Annotated in this window: 11 protein-coding genes and 2 tRNA genes; 4 read left to right on the top strand and 9 right to left on the bottom strand. The window is 70.7% G+C overall.

Annotation, left to right across the window (positions count from 1 at the left end):
* The first annotated feature begins 123 nt into the window (after positions 1 to 123).
* Both AC07FT_RS23150 and AC07FT_RS23145 read left to right on the top strand, forming a co-directional pair.
* Positions 124 to 2,331, top strand: a complete 2,208-nt coding sequence (locus AC07FT_RS23150) for an elongation factor G-like protein EF-G2 (protein ID WP_479177887.1) — start codon at positions 124 to 126, stop codon at positions 2,329 to 2,331.
* 160 nt (positions 2,332 to 2,491) lie between these two features.
* Positions 2,492 to 4,144 carry a hypothetical protein gene (locus tag AC07FT_RS23145; protein ID WP_479177886.1) on the top strand — a complete coding sequence of 551 codons (1,653 nt, stop codon included), beginning with the start codon at positions 2,492 to 2,494 and terminating at the stop codon, positions 4,142 to 4,144.
* Between the two features lie 70 nt (positions 4,145 to 4,214).
* Here AC07FT_RS23145 and AC07FT_RS23140 read toward each other — a convergent pair whose 3' ends face one another.
* From AC07FT_RS23140 to AC07FT_RS23125, 4 genes are all read right to left on the bottom strand, one after another.
* Positions 4,215 to 4,775, bottom strand: a complete 561-nt coding sequence (locus AC07FT_RS23140) for an HIT family protein (protein WP_432012743.1) — start codon at positions 4,773 to 4,775, stop codon at positions 4,215 to 4,217.
* Positions 4,776 to 4,856: 81 nt separating this feature from the next.
* The gene (gene thrS / locus AC07FT_RS23135) at positions 4,857 to 6,836 is read right to left on the bottom strand and encodes a threonine--tRNA ligase (RefSeq protein ID WP_471206654.1); all 1,980 of its coding nucleotides are present in this window, start codon (positions 6,834 to 6,836) and stop codon (positions 4,857 to 4,859) included.
* A gap of 172 nt (positions 6,837 to 7,008) precedes the next feature.
* Positions 7,009 to 8,202, bottom strand: a complete 1,194-nt coding sequence (locus tag AC07FT_RS23130) for a hypothetical protein (RefSeq protein ID WP_471206657.1) — start codon at positions 8,200 to 8,202, stop codon at positions 7,009 to 7,011.
* A complete protein-coding gene (locus tag AC07FT_RS23125) occupies positions 8,202 to 8,780 on the bottom strand; it encodes a DUF4365 domain-containing protein (protein WP_254742169.1) in 579 nt (192 codons plus the stop codon). The genes AC07FT_RS23130 and AC07FT_RS23125 overlap by 1 nt, the downstream gene beginning before the upstream one ends.
* Positions 8,781 to 8,941: 161 nt before the next feature.
* Here AC07FT_RS23125 and AC07FT_RS23120 point away from each other — a divergent pair, with 161 nt between their 5' ends.
* Positions 8,942 to 9,667, top strand: a complete 726-nt coding sequence (locus tag AC07FT_RS23120; RefSeq protein ID WP_432036379.1) for a 3'-5' exonuclease — start codon at positions 8,942 to 8,944, stop codon at positions 9,665 to 9,667.
* A 59-nt stretch (positions 9,668 to 9,726) separates the two neighbouring features.
* Here AC07FT_RS23120 and AC07FT_RS23115 read toward each other — a convergent pair whose 3' ends face one another.
* The 5 genes from AC07FT_RS23115 to AC07FT_RS23095 all read right to left on the bottom strand — a co-directional run bounded on the left by AC07FT_RS23115 (position 9,727) and on the right by AC07FT_RS23095 (position 11,623).
* A complete protein-coding gene (locus tag AC07FT_RS23115; protein WP_471206662.1) occupies positions 9,727 to 10,098 on the bottom strand; it encodes a VOC family protein in 372 nt (123 codons plus the stop codon).
* Between the two features lie 112 nt (positions 10,099 to 10,210).
* Positions 10,211 to 10,282: transfer RNA gene (locus tag AC07FT_RS23110), tRNA-Val, on the bottom strand.
* A 66-nt stretch (positions 10,283 to 10,348) separates the two neighbouring features.
* On the bottom strand, positions 10,349 to 10,843 hold the full coding sequence (locus AC07FT_RS23105) for an SRPBCC family protein (protein WP_479177885.1): 495 nt from the start codon (positions 10,841 to 10,843) through the stop codon (positions 10,349 to 10,351).
* Between the two features lie 164 nt (positions 10,844 to 11,007).
* Positions 11,008 to 11,079: transfer RNA gene (locus AC07FT_RS23100), tRNA-Val, on the bottom strand.
* A gap of 85 nt (positions 11,080 to 11,164) precedes the next feature.
* Positions 11,165 to 11,623, bottom strand: coding sequence for a TIGR02611 family protein (locus AC07FT_RS23095; protein WP_479177884.1), 459 nt, complete (start codon positions 11,621 to 11,623; stop codon positions 11,165 to 11,167).
* Positions 11,624 to 11,813: 190 nt separating this feature from the next.
* Here AC07FT_RS23095 and AC07FT_RS23090 point away from each other — a divergent pair, with 190 nt between their 5' ends.
* Complete coding sequence (locus tag AC07FT_RS23090; protein ID WP_003959770.1) at positions 11,814 to 12,227, top strand: SsgA family sporulation/cell division regulator; 414 nt, start codon at positions 11,814 to 11,816, stop codon at positions 12,225 to 12,227.
* The last annotated feature ends 240 nt before the right edge of the window (positions 12,228 to 12,467 follow it).

The following is a 12,467-nucleotide window of genomic DNA, read 5'->3' as shown; positions in this document are numbered from 1 at the left end:
CGCAGCCGTCGGACCGCTCCCCCACCGGGCCCGCGGTACGCCCGGATGTGCGACGTATGGACGCACCGTTACCTCGGTGGAAAGCTCGAAGTATCGCGAGGTGTCGACCGGGAGGCGAGACACATGGGCGACAAGTCGAGTACACATCCAGGGGCCGCCGGAAGGGCAGTGGCGGCCGACCGGCCCGGCTCCCTGAGGAACGTGGTGCTGGTCGGCCACAGCGGGACGGGAAAGACGACGCTGGTGGAGGCCCTCGCACTGGCGACGGGCGCGGTCAACCGGGCAGGCAGGGTCGAGGACGGCGGCTGCCTCTCCGATTACGACGAGATCGAGCACCGGCAGCAACGCTCGGTGCAGCTGTCCCTGGTCCCCGTCGAATGGGGCGGGATGAAGATCAATCTACTGGACACCCCGGGATACGCGGATTTCGTCGGGGAGCTCAGGGCCGGTCTGCGGGCAGCGGACGCGGCCCTTTTCGTTGTCTCCGCCGCCCAGGACGCGGTGGGCATCGCCGGGGCCACCCGGATGGTCTGGGACGAGTGCGCGGCCGTCGGCATGCCGCGTGCGATCGTGATCACACATCTGGAGGCGGCCCGCGCCAGCTTCGAGGAGATGACCGAACTGTGCCGGGAGAGCTTCGGCGGCGACGACCCGGACGCGGTGCTCCCCCTGTACCTGCCGCTGCGCGGAGAACCGGCGCCGGACGGCCACGCCCCGGTCACCGGGCTCATAGGACTGCTCTCCCAGCGGGTCTTCGACTACTCCTCGGGGTCCAGGACCGAGACGCCGCCCGTACCGGACCAGCTCCCGCTGATCGAGGAGGCGCGCAACCGGCTCATCGAGGGGATCATCGCCGAGAGCGAGGACGAGACCCTGATGGACCGCTATCTCGGCGGTGAGGAGATCGACGTCAAGACACTGATCCAGGACCTGGAGAAGGCCGTCGCGCGCGGCAGTTTCCACCCCGTGCTGGCCGCCGCCCCGGCCGCCGAGGGCTCCAGACAGGGCCTGGGCACCACCGAACTGCTGGAGCTGATCACCGGCGGCTTCCCCACCCCGCTGGAGCGCGAGGCACCCGAGGTCACCACCCCCGAGGGCGTACCGCGTCCGGCGCTGACGTGCGATCCGGACGGCCCGCTGGCCGCGGAGGTCGTCAAGACCTCCTCCGACCCGTACGTGGGCAGGATCTCCCTGGTGCGGGTCTTCTCCGGGACGCTGCGCCCGGACGAGACGGTGCATGTGTCCGGGCACGGCCTGGAGGACCGCGGCCATGAGGACCACGACGTGGACGAGCGGGTGGGCGCCCTCTCCTCCCCGTTCGGCAAGCAGCAGCGGGTGCTCCCCCAGGCCATCGCGGGCGATCTGGCCTGTGTGGCCAGGCTGACCCGCGCCGAGACCGGCGACACCCTGTCCGCCAAGGACGATCCGCTGCTGATGGCGCCCTGGCAGATGCCCGATCCGCTGCTGCCCGTCGCCATCGAGGCGCACAGCAAACCGGACGAGGACAAGCTGTCACTGGGGCTGTCCCGGCTGGTCGCCGAGGATCCCACGATGCGGCTGGAGCAGAACCCCGACACCCACCAGGTGGTGCTGTGGTGTCTGGGCGAGGCCCATATGGACGTCGCGCTGGAGCGGCTGCGCAGCCGGTACGGCGTGCAGGTGGACACGGTGCCGTACAAGGTCTCCCTGCGGGAGACCTTCCACGGCAGGTCCGCCGGGCGCGGACGGCACGTCAAACAGTCCGGCGGACACGGCCAGTACGCGATCTGCGCGATCGAGGTGGAGCCGCTGCCGGGCGGCTCGGGCATCGAGTTCGTGGACAAGGTCGTCGGCGGTGCCGTGCCGCGGCAGTTCATCCCCTCCGTCGAGAAGGGCGTGCGCGGCCAGGCGGCGCGCGGCGTCGCCGCGGGCTACCCGCTGGTCGATGTGCGGATCACGCTGCTGGACGGCAAGGCGCACTCGGTGGACTCCTCCGACGCCGCGTTCCAGACGGCCGGGGCGCTCGCGCTGCGCGAGGCGGCCGCCGACGCCCGGATCGACCTGCTGGAGCCGGTGGTCGAGGTGTCGGTCCTGATCTCGGACGACTACGTGGGCGCGGTGATGAGCGATCTGTCCGGCCGCCGCGGCCGGGTGGTGGGCACCGAGCAGTCGGGCGGCGGCCAGACCCTGATCAAGGCCGATGTGCCGGAGATCGAGATCGGGCGGTACGCCGTCGATCTGCGTTCGCTGTCCCATGGCACCGGGCGGTTCAGCCGCTCCTACGCCCGGCACGAGCCGATGCCGCAGCAGCTGGCCGAGCGGATCCGTGAAGGGACGTACGCGGAGGCGTAGTTGCCGCGCACCCGCCGCACCGCCCGCCCCGACTCCAGCGGGGCGGGCGGCTGTTCGCACGCACGGTTGTCCACAGGTCACCACGCCCTGGCGACAGGTGGTGCACACCCCCGATACGCTGAGGTCGCAGCGCAAGCGGCGTGCGGTATTGGGGGCGTTGGTGACGGACGGATTCGATTTCAGTCCCGGGGCGCAGGTGCCTCTGTCGGGGGCTGCGGGGCAGACGGCGGCGACCCAGGCACTCGCCTCGGCCGCCTACCGTGACGGCCCCGCGGCCAAGCTGCTGGACGCCAATTCGGAGTGGACGGTCTCCGAGGTCAAGGCGCCGAAGATATCGCTGTTCGAGCCGAACCTGGGCGAGGCGTTCTCCCGCGCGGTCCAGACGCGGATGCTCGGCGGCGGCCGGGGCCAGGTGATCCAGTCCTTCGGGACCGAGCCGCAGACGGTCGTGGAGCACTGCCTCGCCGCCAACCGCATCCGCAAGACCCGGGACGCCCGGCTCACCGTCGTCATGGTGGTCTTCGGACTGCTCTTCCTCCCCGGAGTGCTGCTGTGGCTGGGCGCCTTCCAGTTGCGGCGCTCGGTGGCCGGTTCCCAGGACAAGCGGATGGGAGCGCTGGGCACGGCGCTGCTGGTCGCGCTGACCGTGATCACCCTCATCTTCCTGATCAAGCTGCCGTTCGGCGGCTTCTGGGGCATCTATCTGCGCGGGGTGGTGGTGGCCCCGGTGATCGGCTGGTACATCGCCAAGCAGATCTGTGAGCGCACCGCCAGGGACCTGCGGGACTCCTGGGGCGGGCTGCTCGCGGGCGGCGGCGTGGGCGCCAAGGTGCCCGAGACGGTGCCCAACCACCCGGGCCAGACCTCCGCCGAGGAGCTGCGCAAGGCACTGCACAAGCTCACCGCCGAGCAGTACAGCAACGTGGTCTTCTACGCCGGCCCCAAGGGCATATTGGGCATGGGCACCCGCTGGGGCAGCTGGCAGCTGGCCGAGGACCTGGTCTCCGCCGACCCGGACAAGGAGATCGACCCCTTCCGCAGCTGGGACGTGATACGGGCGGTCCATGACCAGCTGCGGATGCTGGAGCGCACCCCGCTGCACACCGGCGGCTTCCCCACCCCCTCGGTGCGCCACTGGGTGGTCTCGCCCATCGGGGAAGGGGCCAAGGCGGTCGAGCGCGGCGGCACCTCCGAGGAGGAGGGCTTCCAGATAAAGGGCGTCGAGCTCCAGCGGATCTGCGACCAGCAGCAGTTCGGCGCCGGTGACCGGCACTATCTGGGTGTGCAGTTCGTGCTGTGGGACGGCCAGTTGGTGATCACACTGCTGATCACCGTGACCCTGCTGCACAAGACGCTGCGGATCGAGGTCACCGGACATGCCCTGGGGCCGGTGCACCCGCTGTTCACCAGCAAGCCGTCCGCGCCGTCCAAGACGGTGAGCAAGACCTTCCGGTTCTGGGAGACCAAATCGGTTCCGCTGCCGCTGGTGGACGCCAAGGAAGTGGTGCGGCTGACCGCGCGCGCCCCCTTCACCTGGTATCCGCCGGTCCTGGACCACCTGGGCGGCAAGCTGGTGCTGCCCGAGCCGTTCGGACTGCGCCACGCCTGGGCGGACAAGCCCTGGCGTCACCGCTTCATGGCGGACGACGCCCTGCGGGCGGCCACGCCCGTGCTGCGGGTGGTCCACGAGGCGGCGATCGGGGTGCTCAAGCACCACGGTGTGGACACCGAGCGCTTCGGCAACCGGTCACTGGCGCTCAGCGGCCAGGTCCAGGAGGCGTCCCCCAAGAAGGCCGATCTGTACGACGTCTGAGCCGACCGGTGAAGCCGCGCCCCGGCCGGACGGGACCCGGTCCGGGGCCGTGGCGCACGGCGGGAACGGCCTACGGATGCGGCCAGGCGTCGGCGAGCATCCGGCGGGTGTCGGCGAGCAGTTGCGGCAGCACCTTGGTGTTGCCGATCACCGGCATGAAGTTGGTGTCGCCGCCCCAGCGCGGCACCACGTGCTGATGCAGATGGGCGGCGATCCCGGCACCCGCCACCGAGCCCTGGTTGAGCCCGATGTTGAAACCGTGCGCACCGGAGGCGGTACGCAGCGTCGTCATCGCGGCCTTGGTGAACTCGGCCAGCTCCACCGTCTCCCCGGCGTCCAGCTCGGTGTAGTCGGCGATGTGGCGGAACGGCACGACCATGAGGTGGCCGCCGTTGTACGGGTACAGGTTGAGCACCGCGTACACGTGCTCCCCGCGCGCGATGATCAGGCCGTCCTCGTCGGACTTCTCCGGGATGGTGCAGAACGGGCAGCCATCACCGGCCCCCGGGCCGGTGGGCTTGTTCTCCCCCTGGATGTACGCCATCCGGTGGGGCGTCCACAGGCGCTGGAACGCGTCGGGCGTCCCCACTCCGAACTGCTGCTCCGGCTCACTCGTCATGCGGGCCAGCATATTCGCCCAGGAAGGGTGGGGAAGCGGTGAGGGGCGGCCCCCGTCGGGACCGCCCTCACCCCCGCTCACGCGGGAAACCCATCACACCTGGACGCGCCGCTCCACCGCGTCCACGATCTCGGCCAGCGCCTCGTCGACCGGGATGCCGTTCTTCTGCGAACCGTCGCGGTAGCGGAAGCTGACCGCTCCGGCCGTCACATCGTCGTCACCGGCGATGATCATGAACGGGATCTTGGACTTCTGGGCGTTGCGGATCTTCTTCTGCATCCGGTCCGAGGAGGAGTCGACCTCCATCCGCAGCCCCTTGGCCTTGGCCTTGGCCGCGAACTCCTCCAGGTACGGCACATGGGTGTCACCGATCGGGATACCGACCGCCTGCACCGGGGCCAGCCACACCGGGAACGCGCCCGCGTAGTGCTCCAGCAGCACCGCGAAGAACCGCTCGATCGACCCGAACAGCGCCCGGTGGATCATGACCGGCTGCTGGCGCGAGCCGTCCGCCGCCGTGTACTCGAGCTGGAACCGGGCCGGCTGGTTGAAGTCGACCTGGATCGTCGACATCTGCCAGGTACGGCCGATGGCGTCCTTGGCCTGGACGGAGATCTTCGGACCGTAGAAGGCGGCGCCGCCCGGGTCCATGACCAGGTCCAGACCCTGCTTCTCGGCGGCCTTGCGCAGCTCCTCGGTGGCCTCGACCCACTGGTCTTCGCTGCCCATGAACTTGTCCGAGTCGTCCCGCGTGGACAGCTCCAGGTAGAAGTCGCTCAGACCGTAGTCCCGGAGCAGGTTCAGCACGAAGGTCAGCAGATTGTCGAGCTCATCGGCCATCTGCTCCTTGGTGCAGTAGATGTGCGAGTCGTCCTGGGTGAACCCCCGGGCCCGGGTCAGGCCGTGGACGACACCGGACTTCTCGTAGCGGTAGACCGTGCCGAACTCGAAGAGCCGCAGCGGCAGCTCGCGGTAGGACCGCCCGCGCGCCCGGAACACCAGGTTGTGCATCGGGCAGTTCATGGCCTTGAGGTAGTAGTCCTGGCCCTCGAACTCCATGGGCGGGAACATGCCGTCCATGTAGTGCGGGAGGTGGCCGGAGGTCTCGAAGAGGCGCGCCTTGGTGATGTGCGGCGTGTTGACGAACTCGTAGTCCGCCTCTTCGTGGCGCTTGCGCGAGTACTCCTCCATCTCCTTGCGGATCACCCCGCCCTTGGGGTGGAAGACCGCGAGGCCGGAGCCGAGCTCATCGGGGAAGGAGAACAGGTCGAGCTCGGAGCCCAGCTTGCGGTGGTCGCGCTTCTCGGCCTCGGCGAGAAAGTCCAGATGGGCCTTCAGCTCGTCCTTGGTCGGCCAGGCGGTGCCGTAGATCCGCTGGAGCTGCGGGTTCTTCTCGCTGCCCCGCCAGTACGCGGCGGCGCTGCGCATCAGCTTGAAGGCCGGGATGTTGCGGGTGCTGGGCAGGTGCGGACCGCGGCAGAGGTCCTTCCAGCACAGCTCGCCGGTCTTGGCATCGAGGTTGTCATAGATGGTCAGCTCGCCCGCGCCGACCTCGGCCGAGGCGCCCTCGGCGGCGTCCGCGGCGGAACCCTTGAGACCGATCAGCTCCAGCTTGTACGGCTCGCCCGCCAGCTCCTCGCGGGCGGCTTCGTCGGTCACCGCGCGGCGCGAGAACTTCTGTCCCCGCTTCTGGATCTCCTGCATCTTCTTCTCGATGCGCTTGAGATCGTCCGGATGGAAGGGGGTCTCGACATCGAAGTCGTAGTAGAAGCCGTCCTTGATCGGCGGGCCGATACCCAGCTTGGCCTCCGGGAACAGCTCCTGCACGGCCTGCGCCATGACATGCGCGGTGGAGTGGCGCAGGATGTCCAGACCGTCCTGGCTGGTGATCTCGACCGGCTCGATCTCCTCGCCGTCGGCCGGGACGTAGGCCAGGTCCTTCAGCTCACCGCCGACGCGCGCGGCGACGATCGAGCGCTCCCCGGTGAAGAGCTCCGCGGCCGTAGTGCCCGTGGCCACCACGCGTTCTTCCCGCTCGGAATCGCGCTGGATGATCACACGGACGTCTGACACCGGTCTCTCCTGACTGATGGGTGGCTCACCGCGGCGAATGCCGCGCAGCGTGAATCGTACCGAGCCGACCGGTCCGACCGCGAAACGGCGGGGAGCGCGCGCACCGCCCGCACCGTGCTCCTCTCCCCGGCGGCCCGGCCGGCCGCCCGGCGCGCCGCGGTGAGCCCGGCGGTCAGGGCCCGCCGCACGCCTCCTCGAAGAAGTCCAGGTGCTCCTGGAGCGATTTGAGCAGCCGGTCCCGCTCCGCCTCGTCGACCTGGACCGGGGTGACGCCGGTGGCCCCGGTCAGCCGCCGGAAGCCGCCCCGGCTCTCCAGCCGTCCGCTGACCCGGATCGGCAGCCCCACCAGATGGGCATGGCCGGCCACCCGGTAGTCGTCCTCCTCCAGCACGATGCGCACCTGGGCCACATCGGCTCCGGCCAGCACCCGCAGCCGCACCGCGCCGGGTCCGCCGGGGCCGGTGCGGCGCAGCCGCAGCACCACTCCGGTGACCCGCACGGCCACGGACGGCTCGTCCCGTACGTAGCGGGCGCCCGCCTCGCGGAGCCCGGGGAGGTCGCCCGGGGAGAACTCCACCGGCTCGGGACGGAGGGGGAAGCCCGGTGGCGCACCGGCGGCCGGGGACCACTCCAGGGCCACCCGCGCCCCCTCGGTGCCCTGGACCAGGGCGACGACGGCCTCGGTCAGCTCCCGGCTCACCCCCGCCTCGACGGCCGCGTCGAACGCCTCCATCCCGCCGGTGGCGCGCTGGTAGTCGACGGCGTCCCGGAGGGCGTGCAGTGCGCGCAGCAGGGTGGCGGTGGCGGTGCGGCCCTCCTCGACGGGGACGAACACGGTCAGCGCCCGGCCCCCGGAGGCGGGTCCCGCCGGGCCGGTGAGCACCCGCTCCATGAACTCCTCGGCGGCGCGGCGGTGCCGGGCGCCGTAGTAGCCCGCGCGGCCCCGGGCGGCGAGCGCGGCGGCCAGCAGCATGCCGCGGGCCGCGGAGCGCAGCCGGTCCTGGGCGGTCCAGGCGGCGGTGCCGCCGGGGGACTCGGGCACCTCGCGCCGCCAGCGGATCTCGTCGCTGGGCACGGCGAGACCGGTGAGCACCTCACGGGCGGACGGGGCGGCGCTGCGGGCCAGCGCCATCAGGGCCTCGGCGAGCAGATCGCCGCTGTCGGGGAACTGCCGGGTCTCGGGCACCAGCAGGCTGGTGCCGCCCGCGAGCTGTCCCGGCGGGGTCCAGCGGGCGTACTGCCCCGGCGCGCCCCCGCGGCGGCGCCAGCCGTGCCGGGTGAGCAGGGCGCCGAGGACGGCCGGATCGACGTCATCGGGGTACGGGGTGGCGGGGGCGGACTCTCCCCCGGGTCGGTACCGGTCCATCACGGTCTCCCTCCCGCCCCGACCCGGGTCATGATCTCGCAGAGCGCGCGGTCGTCGAAGACCCGCGAGGTCGGGATCCGCACGGTGGTCCGGCGGCGGCCCGTGACCGGGTGGCCCGCCAGATTGGTCCAGTAGCAGCAGTGCCGCAGAGCGAGTCGGTCGTGTCCGGCCCGCAGCCAGTCGTCCTGGCTGCGGGGCACGATCATCACGACGAGGATCTTGTGCACGGAGACCGGGGTACGGGCCAGCTTCACCAGGTGGTCGTTGTCCAGGGTGAAGCCGAAGGTCGGTCCGCGCGGCCGCGGCGGCAGTTGGTACGTGGCCTTCAACTGCACCTTGATGGTGACCTCGTCGTCCACGGCGTGGCCGGGCGCGCTGTGGCTGACGTGCCAGTCGATGCCGTGGTCGGGGAAGGGCTGCGCCAGTGAGCAGCCGGCCGCCGCCGCGACGGCGTGCAGATAGCCCACCTGAAGGGTCTCCATACAGGCGGTGGTGGCGATATGGCCACGTGGGGGCGCGATCCGCTCGGACAGCAGACCGCTCGCCGCCGGGGCCGGGTCGGGCTGCGCGAGCGCCATGGCTGTTGACGCCTTCCGGTCGTCGCCGGTCCGTACACCTGTGTTGTCTCCCCGTCAGGTCCGTGTCAAACGGCGGTGGTTCGACCACCTCCCTCCGGGTATCACCTGGTCGGGGCGGGTTGAAGGTGTCATCGCACGATCATGCACGAGGAGTTGAGGCCATGCCGTCCTGGTTCGAGGGGCCGCTCGCCGCGTTCGACACCGAGACCACCGGTGTCGATGTCGAGGGCGACCGGATCGTGTCGGCTGCTCTGGTCGTCCAGCGCGGGACCGGATGTCTGCCGGAAATCCGCCGCTGGCTGGTGAGTCCGGGGATACCGGTGCCGCCGGAGGCCACCGAGATACACGGGCTGACGGATACCCATCTCCAGCGCCACGGCCGCTGGCCCGCGCCGGTGATGGAGGAGGTGGCGCGGGGCATCGCGGAGCAGAGCGCGCGGGGCACCCCCCTGGTGGTGATGAACGCTCCGTTCGATCTCACGCTGCTGGACCGCGAGTTGAAGCGGCACCGCAACTCCAGCCTGTCCGGCTATCTGTCGCTGCGTTCGCTGTGTGTGCTCGATCCCCGGGTGCTGGACAAACATGTGGACCGCTACCGCAAGGGGCGTCGTACGCTCACCGATCTGTGCGAGCACTACGGTGTGGAGCTCACCGGGGCGCATGACGCGGCGGCGGACGCGCTGGCCGCCCTGGAGGTCGTGCGGGCGGTCGGCCGTCGGTTCGCCTCCCGTCTGGAGACCCTGTCCCCCGCCGAGCTGCACGCCCGGCAGACCGTCTGGTACGCGGCCCAGGCACGCGGTCTCCAGGCGTGGTTCGCGCTCAACGGCTCGGACGAGGTGTGCGATCCGGCCTGGCCGCTGCGGCCGGATCTGCCGGCCGCGGCCTGACGGCGGCGCCCGCGGCCCCGCACCGTCCCCCCGTGGGACCCGGGCGCGCAGGGAGGGTCTCAGCCGAGGCGGAGTACGAAGGGGTGCCCTGCCGGGTCGGAGTAGATCCGGACGTCGCGCGGACCGCCGTTGAACCGTGTCTCCAGTGGCCGGGCGCCGAGGTCCACCACTTTGCGTTCGGCCGCGTCGATGTCCTCCACCAGCAGTTCCAGATGGGCCTGCTGGGAGTCGTCCGGACGCGGCCAGCTCGGCGGGGCGTAGCCGTGGTCGCGGAGGAAGGCCATCCGGGACCCTCCGGGCGCCGCGAGCTCGATGCGGTCGGCGTTGGTGATCGCGAGGATCTCCGCGCCGAGCACCTCGGCGTAGAACTCGGCCAGCTCCTCGGGTTCGGCGCAGTCCAGGGACAGAACGGCTGTGGTCGCGACGGCCATGGGTTCCCCTCCGATGTTCAACCGTGGAAGTTCTATCCGGATACCCGGGCATCGGTCGTACAAGCGCATACAGTTGAGGCCGGGCCGCCTGTGGCGGCCCGGCCTCACGGGGTGGGCGATACTGGGTTCGAACCAGTGACCTCTTCGGTGTGAACGAAGCGCTCTCCCACTGAGCTAATCGCCCGGGGTGTCCGGTTGGGGTCTCCCCCGGTGGAACGACCTGAACAATACAGGTCGCGAAGGGTTTGGTTCAAACCGGATTCCCGCCGGGAGCCGGTGGCGTCCCGGACCGCCCGGCGCGTACGGCGTCCAGGTGGGCCCGCAGCCCACGGCACCCCGCGCGCATCATCAGGGCGTGGTTGAGGCGGAAGACGGGCCGCCCGGGAAGGGCGAACCAGCGCAGCAGGGGCTTGCGGGCCACCACCTCCTGCTCGAAGAGGGCGCGGGTGCCACCGTCACGCGCGGTGACGGTCCAGCGCGCCCAGCCGTCCAAGTCACCGGAGAACATGATCTCCAGGACTCCGGCCACCGGGTCCTGGCGGGCCTCACGGACGGTGACCTCGAGGTCGTACGGGATGAGTGAGCGGAAGCGGGCGGTACCGGTCCGGCCGTCGATCCGGCGGGCCTCGCGGACCTGTGGCCACCAGCGCGGGTAGCGGTCGCCCTCGGCCAGGACCGCGAAGACGTCGGCGGGCAGGGCGTCGAGGTCCCATCGGCTGCGGAAGCGGTAGCGGCACCAGTCCATGGGGCCAGTGTGCGCCGCGGCGGCGGCCGCACACCCACACCGGCCGGTGCGCGACCGGGCCCAAGGGGCCGCCGGGGTCCGCCGGTTGGCGCGGGCGGGGGCGCCGGCAAGCACAACGCCGAGGGCCCGTACGGCGGTCAGCCGTACGGGCCCTCGGTCCAGGGTGGGCGATACTGGGTTCGAACCAGTGACCTCTTCGGTGTGAACGAAGCGCTCTCCCACTGAGCTAATCGCCCTGGCGCACGGCCAACATTAGCGCATGCCGGACCGTGCTCATGACCACTCACCGGGGCCGCGCGGCCCCGGTGACCGGCCCGACCGTCACTCCTTGATCTTCCAGGGCATGACGATGCCGAACTTCCACACGTACACCGTGATCGCCGCGGCGCAGATGATCAGGCCGATGGTGGTGAGGATGAGATTGCGCTTGCGGACCTTCGGATCCAGCGCGCGCTGCGCGGCCTCGGTGACCTTGCGCTTGGTCCAGCGCAGCACCAGCTGCGCCCAGACGAACTCGGTCGCCCAGATCGCCATACCGCCGAAGATCACCAGCCATCCGGGGCCGGGCAGCGGCAGCATGATGATCCCCGCGACCACGACCGCGAGGCCCACGATGAAGACGCCGACCTGCCAGCTGAGGTGCAGGGTGCGGGACCGCTGAATGAACTGCGGCGCCCGGGAGCCGAAGACCGGCCCCTTGCCCTGCGCATCGTCCCCCGTCGCGACATCGGTCGTCGCAGGCGCGACGGCCCCCTGTCGCTCGTCACTCTCCGCATTCATGTGAACCAACTTACCTGATCGTTTCAAGTCACCGGAATGGTGGTACCGGCCGCCCCGGAGCTGGGCCGCCCGAGCTACCAGAAGAGCCGCAAAACGGTCAGAGGGGTTTACAACGGCACCGTAGGTGGCATGTCGATTTCGCCGACGTGCGAATCCCCGAGCGCACACTGAGCGAAAGGCCCTGGCGCTTATGAACACCACGGTCAGCTGCGAGCTGCACCTGCGCCTCGTTGTGTCGAGCGAGTCCTCACTGCCTGTACCCGCGGGACTGCGGTATGACACGGCCGACCCTTACGCCGTGCACGCCACCTTCCACACCGGAGCCGAAGAGACGGTCGAATGGGTGTTCGCCCGCGATCTTCTCGCCGAGGGCCTGCACCGGCCCACCGGTACCGGCGATGTCCGGGTGTGGCCGTCCCGCAGCCACGGTCAGGGCGTCGTCTGCATCGCCCTGAGCTCCCCGGAGGGAGAGGCCCTGCTCGAGGCCCCGGCGCGGGCCCTGGAGTCGTTCCTGAAGCGGACCGACGCCGCGGTGCCACCCGGCACCGAACACCGCCACTTCGATCTCGACACAGAGCTCTCCCACATCCTGGCGGAGAGCTGAGACCCGGCGAGAGCTGAGCGCGCGACCGTCCGACTCGGGGAGACGGCGCGAGCCGGGAGACCACATTTCCGGTAGTGACATCCCGATCATGGCATTCCCACACGACACAGCGCAGGCGACGGTGCCGGGGGGGGGGGGGGGGGGGGGAGGGAGGGGAAACCACGCGGGGACCCAAAAGGGGGGGGCAGGGTATCCCGCGCTTTCCCGCACGCCCACAGCGGTGTGGGAAACAGGGGGGGC

The organism is Streptomyces sp. NPDC045899, assembly GCF_056431485.1.
The sequence above is the reverse complement of the archived record's forward strand: the minus strand, read 5'-3'. Positions and strand labels throughout refer to the sequence as shown.

Coding starts and splice junctions, on each gene's coding strand:
- AC07FT_RS23150 (WP_479177887.1), top strand. CDS start 124: ATGGGCGACAAGTCGAGTACACATCCAGGGGCCGCCGGAAGGGCAGTG.
- AC07FT_RS23140 (WP_432012743.1), bottom strand. CDS start 4,775: ATGCTGGCCCGCATGACGAGTGAGCCGGAGCAGCAGTTCGGAGTGGGG.
- AC07FT_RS23130 (WP_471206657.1), bottom strand. CDS start 8,202: ATGGACCGGTACCGACCCGGGGGAGAGTCCGCCCCCGCCACCCCGTAC.
- AC07FT_RS23125 (WP_254742169.1), bottom strand. CDS start 8,780: ATGGCGCTCGCGCAGCCCGACCCGGCCCCGGCGGCGAGCGGTCTGCTG.
- AC07FT_RS23120 (WP_432036379.1), top strand. CDS start 8,942: ATGCCGTCCTGGTTCGAGGGGCCGCTCGCCGCGTTCGACACCGAGACC.
- AC07FT_RS23115 (WP_471206662.1), bottom strand. CDS start 10,098: ATGGCCGTCGCGACCACAGCCGTTCTGTCCCTGGACTGCGCCGAACCC.
- AC07FT_RS23105 (WP_479177885.1), bottom strand. CDS start 10,843: ATGGACTGGTGCCGCTACCGCTTCCGCAGCCGATGGGACCTCGACGCC.
- AC07FT_RS23095 (WP_479177884.1), bottom strand. CDS start 11,623: ATGAATGCGGAGAGTGACGAGCGACAGGGGGCCGTCGCGCCTGCGACG.
- AC07FT_RS23090 (WP_003959770.1), top strand. CDS start 11,814: ATGAACACCACGGTCAGCTGCGAGCTGCACCTGCGCCTCGTTGTGTCG.